At 42.9% G+C, this 18,286-nt stretch carries 14 protein-coding genes and 2 pseudogenes; 14 read left to right on the top strand and 2 right to left on the bottom strand.

The annotated features are described in order from the left end of the window. The first annotated feature begins 13 nt into the window (after positions 1-13). The gene (locus MRBLPE1_RS29740; RefSeq protein ID WP_364153103.1) at positions 14-871 is read left to right on the top strand and encodes a sugar phosphate isomerase/epimerase family protein; all 858 of its coding nucleotides are present in this window, start codon (positions 14-16) and stop codon (positions 869-871) included. Between the two features lie 112 nt (positions 872-983). Beyond that, positions 984-2,567: a sensor histidine kinase gene (locus MRBLPE1_RS29745; protein ID WP_364153105.1), complete on the top strand. Its 1,584-nt coding sequence runs from the start codon at positions 984-986 to the stop codon at positions 2,565-2,567. Between the two features lie 111 nt (positions 2,568-2,678). Here the strand turns inward: MRBLPE1_RS29745 and MRBLPE1_RS29750 are convergent, their stop codons facing one another. After that, positions 2,679-3,461 carry a helix-turn-helix transcriptional regulator gene (locus MRBLPE1_RS29750; RefSeq protein WP_364153107.1) on the bottom strand — a complete coding sequence of 261 codons (783 nt, stop codon included), beginning with the start codon at positions 3,459-3,461 and terminating at the stop codon, positions 2,679-2,681. 528 nt (positions 3,462-3,989) lie between these two features. On the opposite strand from MRBLPE1_RS29750, the pseudogene MRBLPE1_RS33210 reads away from it, so the two are divergent. The 4 genes and pseudogenes from MRBLPE1_RS33210 to MRBLPE1_RS29770 form a co-directional block, all read left to right on the top strand. After that, positions 3,990-4,763 (top strand): annotated as a pseudogene (locus MRBLPE1_RS33210) (carbohydrate-binding protein); the annotation flags it as partial. Between the two features lie 36 nt (positions 4,764-4,799). After that, a pseudogene (locus MRBLPE1_RS29765) lies at positions 4,800-5,678 on the top strand (glycoside hydrolase family 30 beta sandwich domain-containing protein); the annotation flags it as partial. 9 nt (positions 5,679-5,687) lie between these two features. Further along, positions 5,688-6,416 carry an OmpL47-type beta-barrel domain-containing protein gene (locus MRBLPE1_RS33215; protein WP_414698943.1) on the top strand — a complete coding sequence of 243 codons (729 nt, stop codon included), beginning with the start codon at positions 5,688-5,690 and terminating at the stop codon, positions 6,414-6,416. Positions 6,417-6,922: 506 nt separating this feature from the next. Beyond that, positions 6,923-7,987, top strand: coding sequence for a hypothetical protein (locus MRBLPE1_RS29770; protein ID WP_364153109.1), 1,065 nt, complete (start codon positions 6,923-6,925; stop codon positions 7,985-7,987). Positions 7,988-8,376: 389 nt separating this feature from the next. Here MRBLPE1_RS29770 and MRBLPE1_RS29775 read toward each other — a convergent pair whose 3' ends face one another. After that, positions 8,377-8,922, bottom strand: coding sequence for a TetR/AcrR family transcriptional regulator (locus tag MRBLPE1_RS29775; protein WP_364153112.1), 546 nt, complete (start codon positions 8,920-8,922; stop codon positions 8,377-8,379). Between the two features lie 186 nt (positions 8,923-9,108). Here MRBLPE1_RS29775 and MRBLPE1_RS29780 point away from each other — a divergent pair, with 186 nt between their 5' ends. From MRBLPE1_RS29780 to MRBLPE1_RS29815, 8 genes are all read left to right on the top strand, one after another. After that, entirely contained in the window at positions 9,109-10,149 is a 1,041-nt protein-coding gene (locus tag MRBLPE1_RS29780) for an NAD(P)-dependent alcohol dehydrogenase (protein ID WP_364153115.1), read from the top strand. A 6-nt stretch (positions 10,150-10,155) separates the two neighbouring features. Further along, positions 10,156-11,385: a multidrug effflux MFS transporter gene (locus tag MRBLPE1_RS29785; protein ID WP_364153118.1), complete on the top strand. Its 1,230-nt coding sequence runs from the start codon at positions 10,156-10,158 to the stop codon at positions 11,383-11,385. 22 nt (positions 11,386-11,407) lie between these two features. Beyond that, entirely contained in the window at positions 11,408-11,803 is a 396-nt protein-coding gene (locus tag MRBLPE1_RS29790) for a (R)-mandelonitrile lyase (protein WP_364153120.1), read from the top strand. Positions 11,804-12,345: 542 nt separating this feature from the next. Continuing rightward, complete coding sequence (gene ppsA / locus MRBLPE1_RS29795; protein ID WP_364153123.1) at positions 12,346-14,958, top strand: phosphoenolpyruvate synthase; 2,613 nt, start codon at positions 12,346-12,348, stop codon at positions 14,956-14,958. A 1,072-nt stretch (positions 14,959-16,030) separates the two neighbouring features. Beyond that, the gene (locus tag MRBLPE1_RS29800; protein ID WP_364153125.1) at positions 16,031-16,453 is read left to right on the top strand and encodes a DoxX family protein; all 423 of its coding nucleotides are present in this window, start codon (positions 16,031-16,033) and stop codon (positions 16,451-16,453) included. 74 nt (positions 16,454-16,527) lie between these two features. Then, positions 16,528-16,857: an ArsR/SmtB family transcription factor gene (locus MRBLPE1_RS29805; RefSeq protein WP_364153127.1), complete on the top strand. Its 330-nt coding sequence runs from the start codon at positions 16,528-16,530 to the stop codon at positions 16,855-16,857. Further along, on the top strand, positions 16,854-17,276 hold the full coding sequence (locus tag MRBLPE1_RS29810; RefSeq protein ID WP_364153129.1) for an SRPBCC family protein: 423 nt from the start codon (positions 16,854-16,856) through the stop codon (positions 17,274-17,276). The genes MRBLPE1_RS29805 and MRBLPE1_RS29810 overlap by 4 nt, the downstream gene beginning before the upstream one ends. 89 nt (positions 17,277-17,365) lie before the next feature. Continuing rightward, the gene (locus tag MRBLPE1_RS29815) at positions 17,366-17,959 is read left to right on the top strand and encodes a YdeI/OmpD-associated family protein (protein WP_364153131.1); all 594 of its coding nucleotides are present in this window, start codon (positions 17,366-17,368) and stop codon (positions 17,957-17,959) included. Positions 17,960-18,286: the final 327 nt, after the last annotated feature.

Genomic DNA, 18,286 nt, shown 5'->3' on the forward strand with positions numbered 1-18,286 from the left:
GAGGGATGTTTCAATGAGTACATTTATTTTATCCGCGTTTGCTGATGAAATTGATTCTGATTTAACAACTCAAATGGACGTATTGGATGAGCATGGGATTAAGTACATTGAAATGAGAGGAGTAAACGGGAAACTGCTCGTTTCCTATAGCTTGGACGAAATACGCGAGATTAAGCGGCAAATCGACGGAAGAGGGTTCAAGCTGTCGGCAGTAGGGTCTCCGATAGGGAAAATCAAGATTACGGATGATTTTGAACCCCATTTCGAGCTTTTCAAGCATACGGTGGAGATTGCCAAAATTATGGAATGCAAGTATATAAGGATGTTTAGTTTTTATATTCCAAGAGTGGAAGATCCATCAACCTATCGAACCGACGTGATTGATCGATGGGCGAAGTTTGCTGAATTCGCGGAAGAAAATGACGTCATTCTCCTTCACGAAAACGAAAGTGGAATATATGGAGATACGGCTGAACGTTGTCTGGATCTTCTGGCATCGTTGCGTTCCGATCATGTGAGAGGCATATTTGATTTTGCCAACTTTGTACAATGCGGCGTTACCAATTATCCGGACGCTTATGAACTGCTTAAGAACGATATCGAGTATGTGCATATCAAAGACGCCTTAAGAAACGGTGGTCACGTTGTGCCGGCAGGAGAAGGAGACGGCAACGTAAGAGAGATTCTTCACGCATTGCATAATCGGGGATATGAAGGTTTTTTATCACTCGAACCCCATCTCGAAAATTATACGGACTTTTCTACCCTTGAGCCCGATTCCCCCGGTTATAACCTGCCGGCAGGCGGAGCCAAACGCTTCGCTGTTGCAGTTCAAGCGATTAAGAAAGTGCTGAAAGAAATTGAAAACTAGGTGGAATCGATATAGAAAAGGTTCGGTTCATTTATTGCGAAAAACAATTCTTACGAGACTATTATTTACTTCTCTCTTCGTAACTTTTCCCATTATAATTCTAGGCTTGTATATGTATACCTGGAGTTATTCAAATGCAAGCCAAGAAATTTCCAGAAATACGCCGGCTCAGTTGTCTTCCTATATAAAGGATTTGCATCGCGAAATCGAATGGTTGGAAGTTCAACAGCTCGATATGCTTCAGGATATCGATTTGAATAAAATAGCTGTCGCATGGGACAAGATGGATAGGATCGAGCAAAGCCAAAGCATGAATGAGGTGTTGAATCGGCTAACTTCCATTAAAAACAATAGTACATACACGAAAGATATATTTATTCATTGTAACTTCTTAAATAAAACCGTCTCAACCCTGAATGGCGTCAGTACATATGATTATGAAAAGTTTGATTATTTTCTGCACAATGCAGGCAAAAATAAAAGTCGACTGATCAACTGGAACGATTCCCTTCATCTTGGCAGTGCTAAATTTGGCGGGAAAAATGGAGTGGAGCCGCTGTACATTGTTCAGATTGAATTAGATATGGAAAAACTGCAGGAATCCTTGCATCAAGTCAATTTATATCCTGAAAGCCGAGTCTTCTTACGATCCGAAGCGTTAGGTTTTACATTGTCCGGCGATGAAGAAGCCAATCTAGTCGAAGGCAGGAGTTATCAATTATATCAAGCATCATACGATGAACAAGGACTTTCCGTCGTTACGTATGTCCCTGAAGAACAGGTAAAAAAAACGATGAGAAAATTCAATTTATGGGCTTGGCTATTTTCCCTCGCGTCCATTGTCGCCGTGGTGAGCTATTCCTATTCTTCTTATAAGCTCGTCTATCAACCAATGCAGCTTCTCGTTCAGCGTTTTAGAAAAATGGAAGAAGGCGCGCCGGTTACGCCGATTGAGCACGAAAAAAAGGACGAGTTTGGGTTTTTGTATAACAAATTTAACCAGGCGCTTCTACAGATGCAAACGCTTATCGATCAGGACCATAAACAAAAGCTAATGATGAATAAGGCGGAGCTTAAACAGCTTCAATCTCAAATGAACCCGCAATTTATGTATAATAGCTTTTTTATTTTAAACGCTTTGGCGAAAACCGGAGACTTCGAGAGAATCGAACGGTTCGCGAATTTACTTGGCGAGTACTTTCGATTTGTTACCCGTAATGGGGAAGACAGCGTATTGCTGTCAGAAGAAATAAGGCACAGCCGTTTGTATACAGAGATTCAAGATTTCAGATTTTCGAGACGACTACGAGTAGAATTTAATGACTTGCCCAAGGAAATGGGGCAGATGTTGGTACCTAGATTGACTGTTCGTCTGATCATTGAGAGCGCTTACGAGCATAGCCTCGAGAAGATGCCGGCGGACGGACTGCTTCGCGTATCTTTCGAGATGAAGCAGGACGAGGCGTTAGTTATCGTTGAGGATAATGGGAACATCAACGATAACGAAATCGAAGCGTTAAAAAGTAGATTGGCTGGCACGGCCGAATCCTATGAAATAACGGGCAAGATCAATATTCTTCGTCGAATTCTCTTAACGTATGGGGATGGCATCGGTTTATTTGTTTCTAGGAGCGAGCTCAATGGGCTAAAGTTCGTTATTCGAATTAAGCTGCCGGAGATGAAGCCGGTAGGATGATCAGCTTCTTTGAAGTATCGATCACCCCCGATGCACCTTAAGTGTAGCGTTTTCATTTCATGACAACAACCTGCCGATCGTTCATTTATTACCTGTGAAATCATAGTTCTATTATTGTTTCTTAGCGGCAGAAGGAGAGTAGCCCTTCATTTCCTTGAACGCATTGCTGAAATAGGAAATATCGTAAAAGCCGCAGCGTTCAGCGGCTTCTGTCACCGTAAAGTCACCCGCCGACAGCATCATTTCGGCGTTGTTGATGCGAATGCGGTTAACATATTCTTTGTAGGTCGAGCCGGTGTTTTGTTTAAATAACTTGCCTAAATATACGGGATGAAGGTTTACCCTTTCCGCCAATTCGCCAATTGTAATATTTTCAGAATAATGGTCTGTAATGAATGCGATCAGCTTTTTAATCCGCGGATCGATTTGCGTTGCTGATCGCCGGTTATAGTTGCTGAGCAGTCGGTATAGGATGAGTTCGAACAAAGCCCGCGCTTGGATCATATAGAATGGTTGTTTACTCATCCACACCTGGTTGAATTCACGGATATAGCCAAGAATCTCTTTGGTGATCACATTCTTCGTTACGACCCCGAACGGCAGACGGATATGATTATGCGGTTCAGCCCAGAAGAAGTTGAAAGGATAGGAATGCATCGGGGTCTCCTTAAATGTGTGGGCTTCCCGAACGCTGCCACCAGGGACGTAGATAAGATCTCCCTCCTCGGCGGTGAATTTCTCTCCGTTAATGTAATAGCTGGCCTTGCCCTCAACTACGAACGTGAGATCGTGGAAACCGATTCTCGTCTTTTGGATCGTCCAATCCGGATAACATCTGCGATCGACGAATAGAAAGATATTCGGCACTAGGTGCGGATGATACTCAAGCTCCATAAAGAATCGCCTCCTCTATGAAAATATTAGATAATCCCTAAAATATTTTCAACTTTATGTTAAAAAACCATTTCACAAAGGATGTTCAGCATCAGATCGCCAAAAGGGATCTTCACATCCATATGATCCATGTGAATGGGAGGGAAATTCATAGTTGTGGCCTCCGTTTCCTTTCTTCCATCATAGCTTTGCCTGCATGCATCCGCAATGGATGAACCGCCGTTGCGATTATTTTGAAGAAGGCTGGTATGCCAAAGTTGAAAGTAGTCTTTAAAAATTACAACAAATAGCTAGTAATTATATAGACTCGAAATGTGACTCGATATTATGATTTAGGGAAACATGCGGCTGCCGTTTTGTGCGGGGCATGGTCAGAGGCTGAAGGGAGGATTATGATGATTTCGTAAGGCTAAGGGGCTTGTCAACGAATGATGTGCCGGGTTGATGGAAGAAGTTTTGTAAACGGTTACAAACCAAATGCTTTGCGAAGATAGAGGTTAAGAAATTGAATAGGGAGATGAGACCAATATGATTTCACGTATGAGAAAATCTATTTGCGTATCATTGGCATGCGTGGTTGCGCTGCCGCTATTTTTCGTGCCGGGGTCTACTAAAGCCTTAGCCGATCCGGCAACAACCGACGTTATCGTAAATTTATCGGCGGAAAATCAAGTGATCCGCGGTTTTGGAGGAATGAACCACTCCGTTTGGATTGGAGATTTGACACCAGCACAAAGAGAAACCGCTTTTGGCAATGGAGAGAACCAGTTAGGTTTTTCTGTGCTAAGAATTCCTATTGATGAAAATAAAGAAAATTGGCAAAGAGAAGTGGAAACGGCAAAAAAAGCGATTGAACACGGAGCCATCGTATTTGCCTCACCATGGAATCCCCCAAGTGAAATGGTCGAGACCTTCACGCTTGGCAAAAGCTCTGGCAGCGGTACCACTTATGAAGCGGAGACGGGTACAACTCTGACCAACACTGTTGTGCAAAACACCAATTCGGGCTACACCGGTACCGGATATGTCGAGTTTCAAGCTGCATCCGATGCGGCCACTCAGTGGAATAACATCGTCATTGGCAGCACGGGAACGAAAAATTTTCGAATCCGTTATGCGCTGCAGACGGGGACAAGTTATCTGGATGTATATGTGAACGGAACGAAAGTAATTGACGATGTGACCTTTGAAGCAACCGGCAGCCTTGCAACTTGGGGCGAGAAATCGATCCAGATTCCCATGAGCGTCGGCAACAATAATACGTTAAAACTGGTAACTACCGGTACAGGAGGACCGAATATCGATCATATCAACGCTACCGCATATGTTGAAGATCCAAACGCAAGACGGCTTAAGCACGATATGTACGATGATTATGCGCAGTACCTGAACGAGTTCGATTCGTTCATGAAGAGCAATGGCGTGGAGCTGTATGCGATATCGATTCAAAACGAACCGGACTATGCGCATGATTGGACGTGGTGGAGTTCGGAGGAAATCGTTCGTTTTATGAAAGAAAATGCCGGCTCCATCCATAACAGGGTCATCGCGCCGGAGTCGTTTTCTTACGTCAAACAAATGTCGGACCCTATTTTGAATGACCCGGAAGCGCTAGCAAACATGGATATTCTCGGCGCTCACACGTACGGCACTAGTTATAGTAATTTCCCTTACCCGCTATTCGAACAAAAAGGAGCGGGAAAAGAACTGTGGATGACGGAAGTGTACTATCCGAACAGCGAGACGAACTCGGCGGATCGCTGGCCCGAAGCATTGGGTGTTGCGGAACATATGTACAATGCCATGGTAGAAGGGAATTTCCAGACCTACGTATGGTGGTACATCCGCAGGCATTACGGTCCGTTGAAAGATGACAATACGATAAGCAAGCGCGGGTACAGCATGGCGCATTACTCGAAATTTGTCCGTCCCGGCTATGTAAGGGTTGACGCAACCAAAAATCCCGACCCTGAAGTATTCGTATCCGCCTATAAAGGTGACGACAATAAGGTAGTGATTGTCGTCATCAACAAAGGAGATTCAGCGGTGAGCCAAAATTTTGCTTTGCAAAACGGTACGGGGGCCGCTTCGCAAGTCTCTTCATGGGTAACGGACAGCAACAGGAATCTTGCGGTCGGAGCGTCTATTCAAGTGTCGAACGGTTCCTTTACGGCGGAGCTGCCTGCCCAAAGCGTTACGACTTTTGTAGCTGAGATTGCAAGCGACTTGGCGGCGCCCGTCACCACGCCTGCCTACGAAGGGGAAGGCCGGAACGGATGGTACCGCACACCCGTAAATGTAACCTTGACTGCCGAAGATGAGGGCGCGGGCGTTGCGCGCACGTTCTTCAAACTGAACGACGGAGCGGTAGCGGAAGGAACCTCTATCCGCATGCCGTATGAAGGGGAGAACAGCCTGCGCTATTGGAGCAAGGACAAGGCGGGCAACGTGGAGGAAGAAAAGGCCGCTACGGTGAACATTGACCTGACAGCGCCTACGGTCTCGTTCACCGTGCAAGACGGTACCGTTTATGGCATCGACCAAAACGTGGTTATCGGATGTTCGGCCGATGATGCGTTGTCGGGCGTGGTTTCCTCGGATTGCGACGAAATAGCGGCTGAAGCATACGAGCTTGAAACAGGCTTGCATACCTTCACGGCTACTGCGGAAGACGCGGCCGGCAACATTGCGAATCAATCGATTACTATATCCGTTACCGTGGATTTCGACAGCCTGTCCGAGCTGGTGGCACGGTTTGTGAACGCTGATAACGGCATCCGGCACGCTTTGGTTAAAAAACTTGACCAAGCGAAGTATTCGGCATCCAAAGGCAATTTGAAAGCCATGCATGGTCAACTCACTGCGTTTATCCATCAGGTGAACGCGCAGTGCGGAAAAGCGCTCACGGAAGAACAGGCGCAAGTTTTGAACGAATTGGCGAATTCGCTGAAATAATTGCAGAATATAGACGAATTTGTCTATATGTGACGAGAAACATGATGTTGTGTCCTAGGCTCCAAAAAATAACAAATGCCAAAACCCTTGAGAAATCAAGGGTTTTTTATATTTTTCACTTCTAAGCTTAGCCTTTTTCTAGTTCCACAAAATTGTAGCAATTAGGGATCTTCATGAAAGAATAAATTGTACGCCTTCCATTGCAATATATTTCGAATGGCGTTATTTACTACTCATGAAAATAAATCGGATAAGTGGAAATGGGACGATTACGATGAAGTGGATTAAGGGGAAAGGCGAGCATCAGGAAGCATGGGGGTCATTGACGCACGGTTATTGTCCAAAAAACGTAGTAAAGTTCATGTTCTCCCTTTCCCGTTACCGCTATAATCCAAGTTGATACTATTGAAAGCGCTTTATCTTTGTTGGGTCGTTGTTCGAGACAACTTTCATACATGTTGTTCTAACCAATTTATCTGGTGATGATGTAGCGCAGCTCGATCTATTTGAAGACGACTCTAGAGAGCGACAACTTATGTCAGCGATGGATGAGATCCGAAATAAGTACGGTACCGCATCAGTTGTATGGGCACACTCAAGTAGCTCTATTTATCGAATATATGTGCGGTGATGTTTTTCTCCGGTTAGCAATTACAGAAATAATCTCCAAAACGAACGTTACTGAAGATTTATTTAATAAGTATATCGAAGATATTGTAGATTTGTTTAATGTGTTTTTAAGAAAATTTGTAGAATATCTAGAGGAAAATGAAAAATTTGATAACTTCATAAATGACAAGAAGCTGAAAGATTTAATACCAAGAGTATATTATATTGCTAATGACAAGAGAGTAAAGGATAGATTGAAGATAGATTATACTATTGAAGATATATTATTTCACTTTCCAAAATTAAGAGATGGTTTGAGAAAGTATAATGTTGTTGAGGGGCTATCTGAGAAAGTAGAGAGTGAGTATCCACAATGGTCGACTATTTCAGAAGAAGCTAATGAACTTCATAATGGATTTTTTGAGGGTCAGACAACTCCTTTAAATCAGGAGTGGGAAAATGCCTTCAGAAAGTTGGAGGCAAACGTTTCGTTTATTGAGTATTTTAGTTATAAATTTTCTTGGAATTCCGTCAATAATGTAAGAGACTCTTTAATCGATATACTTGCGGCTATTCAGTATCGGTTTAGTTATATGAGAAATTTATCACGTATCTATGAAGACAATCCAATAATATTTAGAAAATTATCTAGAGATAGAGATAGACAGCGCTATGTTTCAATGTTCAATGAAAGAATGCCTGAAGCTTCAGAATGGAATAAAACATTGGACAACATAGTAACACATTTGCAATTTACTATTACAAGCGTTTGGACTATTGGCAGCATATTGTCTAGATATAAGCAAAAGTGTGAAGAATATGGGGTTGAACGTTTAAAACGACAGCTCGAAGTTTTTGACCTTTGGGGACGGATTGGGGACGTAAAAAATAAAATAAAAAATTGTGTTTCTGTATTTGCGACTTGCGGCGACAAATATGTACTGCTAATGAAGCTGTTTTAAATAAAGAGTCCTCATCATCAAAAGATGTGGAGCTATGTAAGAACAAAAAAACGGCACGTCTTTACGCACCGTTTGATTCAGTAATTTGAATTGTTTTCGGGGACAAGAGTGAATTGAATGAATTCACTGCACATGACAAGAACATGCTTACATTGCCGAGCTGTGACTAGAACCTACATACATAGCCGCGACTCACCTTAGCCAGCTGTGAAATTTACAATCTCACTGACGACTGAGGACAAGAGCTTGCAATGTTTGCCGACAAACGGATACGATAGTGTAAAATTCACCTTCGATCAGTCGTTCGACGGATTGTACAGCAGTATTAATCCCAAAATAATACGTCAAATACGCCATGACAACAGAACGATCTTGATATACAACGATGACTATAGACTTCTATCTAACAAAGCCCCGACTTGTTTGGCCATGACTTTAGGCGAATACGGCATTCCATTCCTGATCCACCATTCGATTACCCCTACATAAGCCGTCCCGGCATATTGCAGCATTACATCTTCATTTAGATCCGTATTTCTGCCGCTTTCTTTGTCGATCTCCTCTTTGAATCCTATCATGACAAAATCAATAAGCCGATTTCTGAATGACGGTGCTCCTTTGCTCGCTAGCATGGTCGAAAAAAACAAATAATTCTTCTCGAAGTATTCAAAAAAGGGTACGAGAGCGTTGCTCCAATCCAGCTTACATGCCCAATCACCCATCTCACTTAATTCATTGATATGTGCCGCAATGAGTTTATCCAATAAATCAAATTTATCTTGGTAATGAAGATAAATGGTTCCTCGATTTATATTTGCCCGATCGGCAATATCCTGAATTGTAATGTCGTCGAAATTCTTTTCCGTCATCAGCTCAATAACCGCTTTTTTCATGGATTCCTGCGATTTAAGAATTCTCCGATCCACTTTTGCCATCTTAAAGATCCACCAGACTTTCTTGGATAATTGACATTATCGAGTGTTATGTTGAGATATCAACAAATCACGTGTCTTTAACCATTGAATTTACGTACTTAATTAAATAATAATAGACATAAGTTGATTAATCAATTTATTTTGATTAGAGAACACATATCGATTTATGGAAAAGGAGACAAGCCCATGTGCAAAACTCACGTTCTAAGTGTTCCATCTGCCAAAGCGGCATTTGAAAAGAGCACAATTGAAAGGAGACCATTACGATCGGATGACGTCTCGATCGATATTAAGTTTAGCGGCATTTGCCATTCCGATATTCATAGTGCCTACGGGGACTGGAAAGGCGGAATTTTCCCTATGGTGCCTGGTCATGAAATCACCGGGGTTATAACGGCAGTAGGGGAGAAGGTCACGAAATTTGCTGTAGGTGATCGAGTTGGCGTAGGCTGTTATGTGGACTCTTGCGGCGAGTGCGAATACTGCATCCGAGGAGAAGAACAGCATTGTACAAAAGGCTTTGTAGCCACCTATAACTCCTTGGACTACGATGGCAATCCAACCTATGGCGGTTACAGCCAAAAAATCGTTGTTACCGAAAGATTCGTTGTGCATATCCCGGATCGTCTGGAGCTAGACGCAGCCAGTCCGCTTTTGTGCGCCGGTATTACCACGTACTCCCCATTGAAACGCTGGAATGCCGGTCCAGGAAAAAAGGTAGCGATTCTGGGAATGGGTGGTCTTGGCCACGTTGCGATACAGTTCGCGCATGCGATGGGTGCCGAAGTTACAGTCTTAAGCCGGGCGAAAGATAAGGAAAACGAAGCGTTGAGCTTTGGCGCGGATCATTACTTTGCAACTCTTGATCCTGAAACTTTCAACACGTTAGCCGGCCGTTTCGACCTGATTCTAAACACCGTGTCCGCCAATATTGACGTAGATTCGTATTTATCGCTACTTCGCGTAGACGGAACGCTTGTTAATGTCGGCGCGCCAGCGGAACCAAGTCCATACAACGTGTTCTCCCTAATCATGAGTCGCCGCAGTATTGCGGGGTCCTTGGTTGGCGGACTTCCGGAAACGCAAGAGATGCTTAATTTTGCTGCCGCCCATGGCATTACTCCTCAAATCGAGGTCATTCGTGCCGAGCAAGTAGACGAAGCCTATGAACGAATTCTGCGCAGTGACGTACGGTACCGATTCGTTATCGACATATCCACTTTATAGACCCGAATGGACGATAAACTTAAAAACCATTCACTCCGATTGGCTCTGATACTGGCCGCATTTTCCGCGTTGGGGCCATTTACTGTTGATATGTATCTCGCGTCGTTTCCGCAGATCATGGATTTTTTCGGAACTAACGCATCCATGATTCAAGCGAGTTTAACCGCCAGCCTATTAGGATTAGGCTTAGGCCAAATGGTTATGGGACCTTTAAGCGATAATTATGGAAGACGTACGCCATTGCTGATCTCCATGATTCTGTATATCGTTGCATCGCTGGGTTGTGCTTTTGTACCCAATATTGAATGCTTCATCGTTTTACGCTTCATCCAAGGGGTTGCCGCATCGGCCGGACTCGTGATTTCCCGTGCTATTGCTCGCGATAGATATAGCGGAGTCGAAATGACGAAATTTATCTCTCTGCTTACTATGATCAGCAATGTGGCTCCATTAGTTTCCCCAAATGCCGGAAGTGCCGTCACATCGTACAGCTCGTGGGTTGGCGTGTTTATTTTTTTGGGGCTGTTAGGAATACTATTAACGGGGATCACAACATGGGGGTTAGAGGAAAGCTTGCCTGTAGAGCATCGTGTCCCAAGCAACTTCATGGCATTAATGAGGAACTACAATCGATTGTTTCGTGATCGAACGTTTATGGGATATGCCCTTGTAAATGGTATTTTGTTCGCCGGTGTATTTGCCTTTGTTGCCGGCACTCCATTTATCTATCAGAACATTTTTGGTGTTTCGCCGCATCTATTTTCGATCCTGTTTGCAATGAACGGTCTCGCTATTATGATTGGATCGCAAGTTGTCAAACGAGTGGCTGGTCGGCTGACGGAACAAAGTATATTTCGGATTGGATTATCGTTGTCCTTTGTTTCTACTTCCGCTATCCTGATTGCGGTTCTTTCTAATGGCTCATTATCGGCGATATTTGTTTCTACCTTCTTATTCGCTGTATCCATCGGAATCATTGGACCTGTTTCTTTTACCTTAGCGATGGAGCCGCATGGACAAATTGCGGGGAGTGCGTCTGCCGTGCTCGGCACTTTTCAATTTGCATTAGGTGCAGTTACTTCTCCGCTTGTGGGAATTGCGGGCGAGAATTCGGCCATCCCTTTCGGAATCGTTATTTTTACAACCAGTCTACTGGCTATCGTTTCCTATATCGTCCTCATTAGGAAGGTGAAGACCGTAAGCGGTAGACACAACAACGTGGAAACAAATACCTAACTCAATCGGAGGGACTTAGAAAATGGAAATTAGAAGAGTTGGATCCCAACCTTCCGGCAAAGGACCGTCTGAATATTTTACCGGCACGGTTCGCATCGATCCACTGTTTGAAGCAACAGATCCTGCACGCGTAGCTGGAGCCAGCGTTACGTTCGAACCGGGCGCACGAACAGCATGGCATACTCATCCGCTGGGTCAGACGCTGATCGTAACGGCAGGCAGAGGACGAGTTCAACGCTGGGGAGGTCAGATCGAGGAAATTAGTCCCGGTGACGTGGTCTGGTTCCCGCCGGGCGAGAAACATTGGCATGGAGCTTCATCCACCACAGCTATGACGCATATTGCCATTCAAGAACGCCTTGACGGCAAAGCGGTCGAATGGATGGAAAAAGTCAGTGACGATCAATACCAGTCCTAAGACGACGAGTGCGACATATATGCCCATCATTGCAACAAGTACAGCAGCGCAGGTCTATCAGTATCATATGTAATGTTATCCTCTGGAACCGCCGTATACGGCCTCGCATGTACGGCGGTATGAGAGGAAGGAGGCTAGCCGCCTCCTCCTACTCGATTTATTAATGGGATACAAGGAGCAGTTTGCCGCGGCAGCTGCTTCTTTACTTTATTAAGCTAACGGGCAGGTTCGCTCAGTAAGAACCCGACGCAACTTCAGGATTTACTTAGGCTGCATAGGATCGCTAGGGAACTATGCAGTGACGGAGTTCGACTCGAACCATGGTTTTTAATGCGATTAATGATAGCGGGAAATCAAAAAAGAACCTGAGTAGCTTTATCAGGTTCTTGTATATTGCATATAAACAGACACGATGATATAATCAGATTACGACTTTCAATAACTAAATGAACATAATTACTTCATCTTACAATTAAAGTGTACCATGCCGGTAAACTCTTGTCAAATGTTTTTCTCAATTTAATGGTTAGGAGTGATATTGAATGAGTTCTTTGGTTCTTGGTTTTCAGGAAATGGAAAAAACGCAGCTTTTGCTCGTTGGCGGAAAAGGGTTGAATTTAGGGGAATTATCAAAAATTGAAGGAATACAAGTACCGGAAGGATTTTGTGTTACAACAGTGGGATATCAAAAAGCCCTCGAACAAAACGAAACGTATCATGCTTTGTTGGATCGACTAACCATGCTAAAAGTAGAAGATCGAGATCAAATTGGTGAAATCTGCAGGAAGATTCGACAAATCATTTTGGAAGTAGAAATTCCATCCGATGTTGTGGAAGCAGTTACTCACTATCTCTCCCAGTTTGGTGATGAACATGCATATGCAGTGCGATCTAGTGCGACCGCTGAAGATTTACCACATGCCTCTTTTGCTGGTCAACAAGACACCTATTTAAATATCATCGGCAAAGAAGCAATCATGCAGCATATCAGCAAATGTTGGGCTTCTTTATTTACGGATCGAGCGGTAATCTACCGTATGCATAATGGATTTGACCACTGTCAAGTTTATTTGTCCGTTATCGTTCAAAGGATGGTTTTCCCACAGGCTTCCGGGATTTTATTTACCGCTGATCCGATTACTTCTAACCGAAAGCTGCTATCCATCGATGCCAGTTTTGGACTTGGAGAAGCGCTGGTCTCTGGCTTGGTATCTGCCGATTGTTATAAAGTACAGGAAGAGGAAATCGTCGATAAGATGATAGCAACCAAAAAATTGGCTATCTATGGACTAAAAGAAGGCGGAACAGAGACACAGGAGATCGATCCTGATCAGCAAAAGACTCAAACACTTACTGAACCACAAATTTTACAACTGGCACGCATCGGAAGACAGATCGAAGCTTATTTCGACCGCCCCCAGGACATCGAATGGTGTTTGGTTGATGATACATTTTATATTGTCCAGAGTCGGCCAATCACTACTTTATACCCGATCCCTGAAGCGAATGATCAAGAAAATCACGTCTATGTATCGGTCGGTCATCAACAAATGATGACCGACCCCATGAAACCACTGGGACTGTCTTTTTACCTGTTAACGACTCCTGCACCCATGCGTAAATCTGGTGGAAGGTTGTTTGTTGATGTTACACATATGCTGGCTTCACCTGTCAGCAGAGAAACTTTCTTAAATACCCTGGGAAACTCCGATCCGCTCATAAAAGACGCATTTATGACCCTAATAGAGCGAAATTTTATAAAATCGTTACCAGATGATAGAAAAGAACTGAGTCCCGGTAATAGCAGTAAAGGTTGGTCGTCTGCAGGTTTTCAAGCACTAATCGAAAACGATCCGGCAATCGTTTCTGATTTGATTAAGAACAGTCAAACATCGATAGAAGAATTAAAACAAAACATCCAAACGAAATCAGGAGCAGATTTATTTGATTTTATTCTGGAAGATCTCCAGGAATTAAAGAAGATCTTATTTGACCCACAAAGTTCAAAAGTTTTTATGTCTGCTATGAATGCTTCGTCATGGATCAATGAAAAAATGTACGAGTGGTTAGGTGAAAAAAACGCAGCAGATACGCTTTCTCAATCTGTACAAAACAACATCACTTCGGAGATGGGTCTGGCGCTATTGGATGTCGCAGATGTGATTCGTCCTTATCCGGAAGTAATTGAGTATTTAAAACACGTAAAAGATGATAATTTTTTGGATGAACTGGTTAAGTTTGATGGTGGACAGGAAACTCAAGACGCTATCTATGCTTATCTCAACAAATACGGAATGCGATGTGCCGGTGAAATCGATATTTCGAGAACTCGTTGGAGTGAAAAACCAATTACACTTGTCCCCATGATTCTCAGTAATATCAAAAACTTTGAGCCTAATGCCGGCAATCGGAAATTTGAGCAAGGGCGACAGGAAGCTTTAGAAAAAGAACAAGAACTATTAGATCGATTGAAGCAATTACCGGATGGTGAACAAAAAGCTGAAGAGACAAAACGAGTGATCAGCTTAATCCGGAATTTCATCGGTTATCGTGAATATCCAAAATACGGCATGATTAATCGCTACTTCGTTTATAAGCAGGCTTTACTGAAAGAAGCCGAACAACTTGTACAAGCTAGCCTTATTCATGAAAAAGAAGATATATACTATCTCACTTTTGAAGAACTTCACGAAGTCGTACGCACAAATAAACTGGATTATCAGATCATCAGTAAACGAAAAGACGATTACAAATTTTTTGAAAAACTAGCTCCCCCACGTGTAATCACGTCTGATGGTGAAATCATTGCGGGTAAGTACAAACGAGAAAATCTGCCAGACAAAGCGATTGTAGGTCTACCTGTTTCTACCGGAGTTATAGAGGGACGAGCACGTGTCATCTTAAACATGGAAGATGCTGATCTGGAAGATGGAGATATATTAGTCACCGCCTTTACTGACCCTGGCTGGACATCATTGTTTGTATCCATTAAAGGCCTGGTCACCGAAGTTGGCGGACTGATGACCCATGGAGCCGTTATCGCTCGTGAATATGGCTTACCAGCAGTTGTCGGAGTGGAGAATGCTACCAAACTGATAAAAGATGGGCAACGTATTCGCGTGCATGGAACAGAAGGATATATCGAAATTTTGTAATGGCTTGTTGAACTAGCGGATAACGAAAGTGGAATGAAGCAGATTGCAGTGGCAGTCTGCTTTTTTCATTGAAGTAACGGGCAGGATAACGCAGTTACTCTCCAGAATTAAGAAAGAATTAACTTATAGGCAAGGGGTCGTTATTTTGAAATCATGCTTTGTTCACAATCAGGTTGAACATGAAACCAATTGTCCATTTTGTAGTAAATATTATTGCTCTAACTGTTTGAAGCTTGTCGGCAAGCGGAAAACAGTTATATGTAAAACCTGTTATGACCACTTTTTACGAAAAATTAAAAGGTCTAGTTTAAGAAGGTATTTGTTCATTTTGGCTGGTGCTTTTATAGCATTTCCATCGTTTTATATGGGTTTTCAGTCACTCGAAAACGATATTGACACCACTATACTTTATATTATAAGTGGCGGATTAGGATTGTTTTCTATTGTATTTAGCGCAGTCCGACTCCATCAATATAAGAACTGGGAAGTAGTAGACGAGTACCCTAGGCGAAATAAAACGTTGAACTAATGGGACATCATATTTAACATAGTGGCAGCTTGCTGCTGAACTGTAACCCTATTTGTAGACACAAAATTAAACTCAAGCAATTTAATCTGTATTGTTGTAAATAGGCGATTGGACATGGTGTAGGTTTACATTAGTGATAAGGAACATCACTTTAACGAATTTATGTTTGCTCATAAGATTGTTGAGATACAAAAAGCAGTTATTCGAGGTCTTATCTCCTAGGCTCCAACTAAACAAAAACCTTGTAGCACCGGGATTTCTCGGTGCTTTTTGATTTTTTGTAAGGCATTGAACTGCGGAGAATACTGCCGTAGTCACAGTGCGGATCATGCAGTCCTGACACGAGACAAAACTTAGGCATGATTAATAGCTTCGGTAATTTGCGTACTGAGGCTTTTTAACATGTTGAGCTTAAAAATGATGTTGACACGACACTAAAAGGTGTCCTATAATAAAAATGACACTAAATGGTGTCTTATTAGTGGGTAGTCATTTGAAAAGCTTTGAATCTAAATAAGTTCACTTGAAACCATTATGAGGAGGATGAGTATGATTATCGGTGCGGAAACAACCGCGAAAGTAGAAACCCAGCCCCGAGGAAAAATGATTGCTTATTGGACAGTCACATTACTACTTGCAGCAGCTGTTATGTTAAGCGGTATCGGGCAATTGATGCAATATGGGGGAAACGTCGAGTTAGTGACGAATCTTGGTTACCCATTATACGTCATGACCATTCTCGGGATTTGGAAAGTGCTTGGAGCCATCGCTCTCGTCATGCCAGGTTTTCCTCGGCTTAAAGAATGGGTTCACGCTGGCATCTTCTTTTTAATGACTGGTGCGGCTTTATCTCATGCGTTTGCTAATGATTATGGTGATAGCGGGTTTAATATTATCCTTCCGCTTTCATATGCTGCACTAAATATCGCTTCGTGGGCGCTACGTCCTAAGAGTCGCAAGCTTTAAGGAGTTGGGGGAATTAACGGATTTCCCTTCGTTTAATCTAATCCAGAAAACAATAATTTTGGAGGGAGAATGCTATGAGTGAGAACAATCAGTTGCGGGATGTGTTTGACGCGATTGCAGATCCAACTAGGCGCCGATTAATTCGTCTGTTAGCAGAGGCAGAGGAAGTACCGCTTCATGAATTAACGGAACAATTTCAAATGGGCCGTACAGCGGTATCCAAGCATTTGACAATCCTTAAAGAGGCCGGACTGGTACTTGACCGAAAAGTCGGCAGAGAAACGCGATTTAGGCTAAATGCCTCGCCGCTCAGAGAAATTCAAGATTGGGTGGCTTCCTATAGCAAGTTCTGGAGTATGAATATGTTGCGCTTGAACCAACTATTAGAGGAGGAAGAAGAATGAACTTAACATTATCCTTGGATTTTCAGTATACGACATCAATCGAGAAGCTCTGGTCCGCTTTAACCGATTCAAATAAGCTATCCAAGTGGGTGGCCAATATCCACACTGGTCAAGCGATGGAAAATGATTTTAAGCCTGTCGTAGGACATCGGTTTCAGTTTCGCACGCAGCCGACCGAATGGTGGGATGGAATTATTGACGGCGAAGTTCTTTTTGTTGATGCGCCAAACCAGGTGTCCTATACTTGGGTCAGCGGAGGAGAGAAGCACACGGTCAACTGGAAGCTGCAGGATTTAGGCGACGGAAAGGTTAACCTTCATCTCGAACAAACCGGACTCTCAAATGCTCAAGCTCTTAATGGAGCTAAGTATGGATGGAGTAAATGGTGCGGCCAGCTTGAAACGGTGTTGGAACAATAACCGCATTCGGCAAATTGGCCGTTACAGAAAGAATTGATGAAATTGAAAATGATCATACTTGACTATTAGCCGATGAGGAGTGTTCCTTTATGACGACAAGTAAAATGAATCCTAAGGTTGACGGATTTTTAAGAAAGGCTAAAAATTGGAAGGAAGAATTCGAGGAGTTGAGAAAAATCGTTCTTGACTGCGAGCTGACTGAAGATTTCAAGTGGATGCATCCTTGTTACACGTTTCAAGGTAAAAACATCGTTTTAATACACGGGTTTAAAAATTACTGCGCGCTTCTGTTTCACAAAGGCGCCTTGTTAAAAGATCCCCATGGGATTCTAGTCCAACAAACGGAAAATGTGCAGGCGGCTCGCCAAATTCGGTTCACCAGTGTTCAAGAAATAGATGAGATGCAGCTGATCTTGAAAGCTTATATTGATGAAGCCATTGAAGTTGAAAAAGCCGGCTTGCAAGTGGACTTTAAAGAGCATACAGAATACATCATCCCTGAAGAATTGCAAAATAAATTCGTTGAAATCCCTGATTTGAAAACGGCTTTTGAAGCATTGACGCCGGGACGGCAAAGAGCGTACATTTTTCATTTTTCTGAACCCAAACAATCCAAAACTCGAGAGTCAAGGGTTGAAAAATATTTGCCGCATATTCTGGATGGAAAGGGGTTAAATGATTAATATCTTTTTTTGTAAAATTCGATGAACGCCCGCCAAAATACCGAACAAGTACAAATCAAGTTGTCGCAATCCTCCTAACTTTGAGGGTAAGATTCGTTAAGAGGGTTGTGATGAAAAAATTCGTACGGAGCAAGCGTATCCTATTCTATCGGATGCGCTTTTCTTGTTATTCCTGTATCCCGTTCTTGTCGAAATATGGTATAAATGATAGAGATGACAAACTTCCGATAGGGACGATTTAGTTATGAAAAAGAGATTTAGTAGTTCTATAGTACTACTACTCATTCTGCTTCTGTTATCCGGCTGCTCCGCCACAGCTTCTATGCC

It is taken from the genome of Paenibacillus sp. LPE1-1-1.1, from assembly GCF_040676435.1.
Taxonomy (GTDB): Bacteria; Bacillota; Bacilli; order Paenibacillales; family Paenibacillaceae; genus Pristimantibacillus.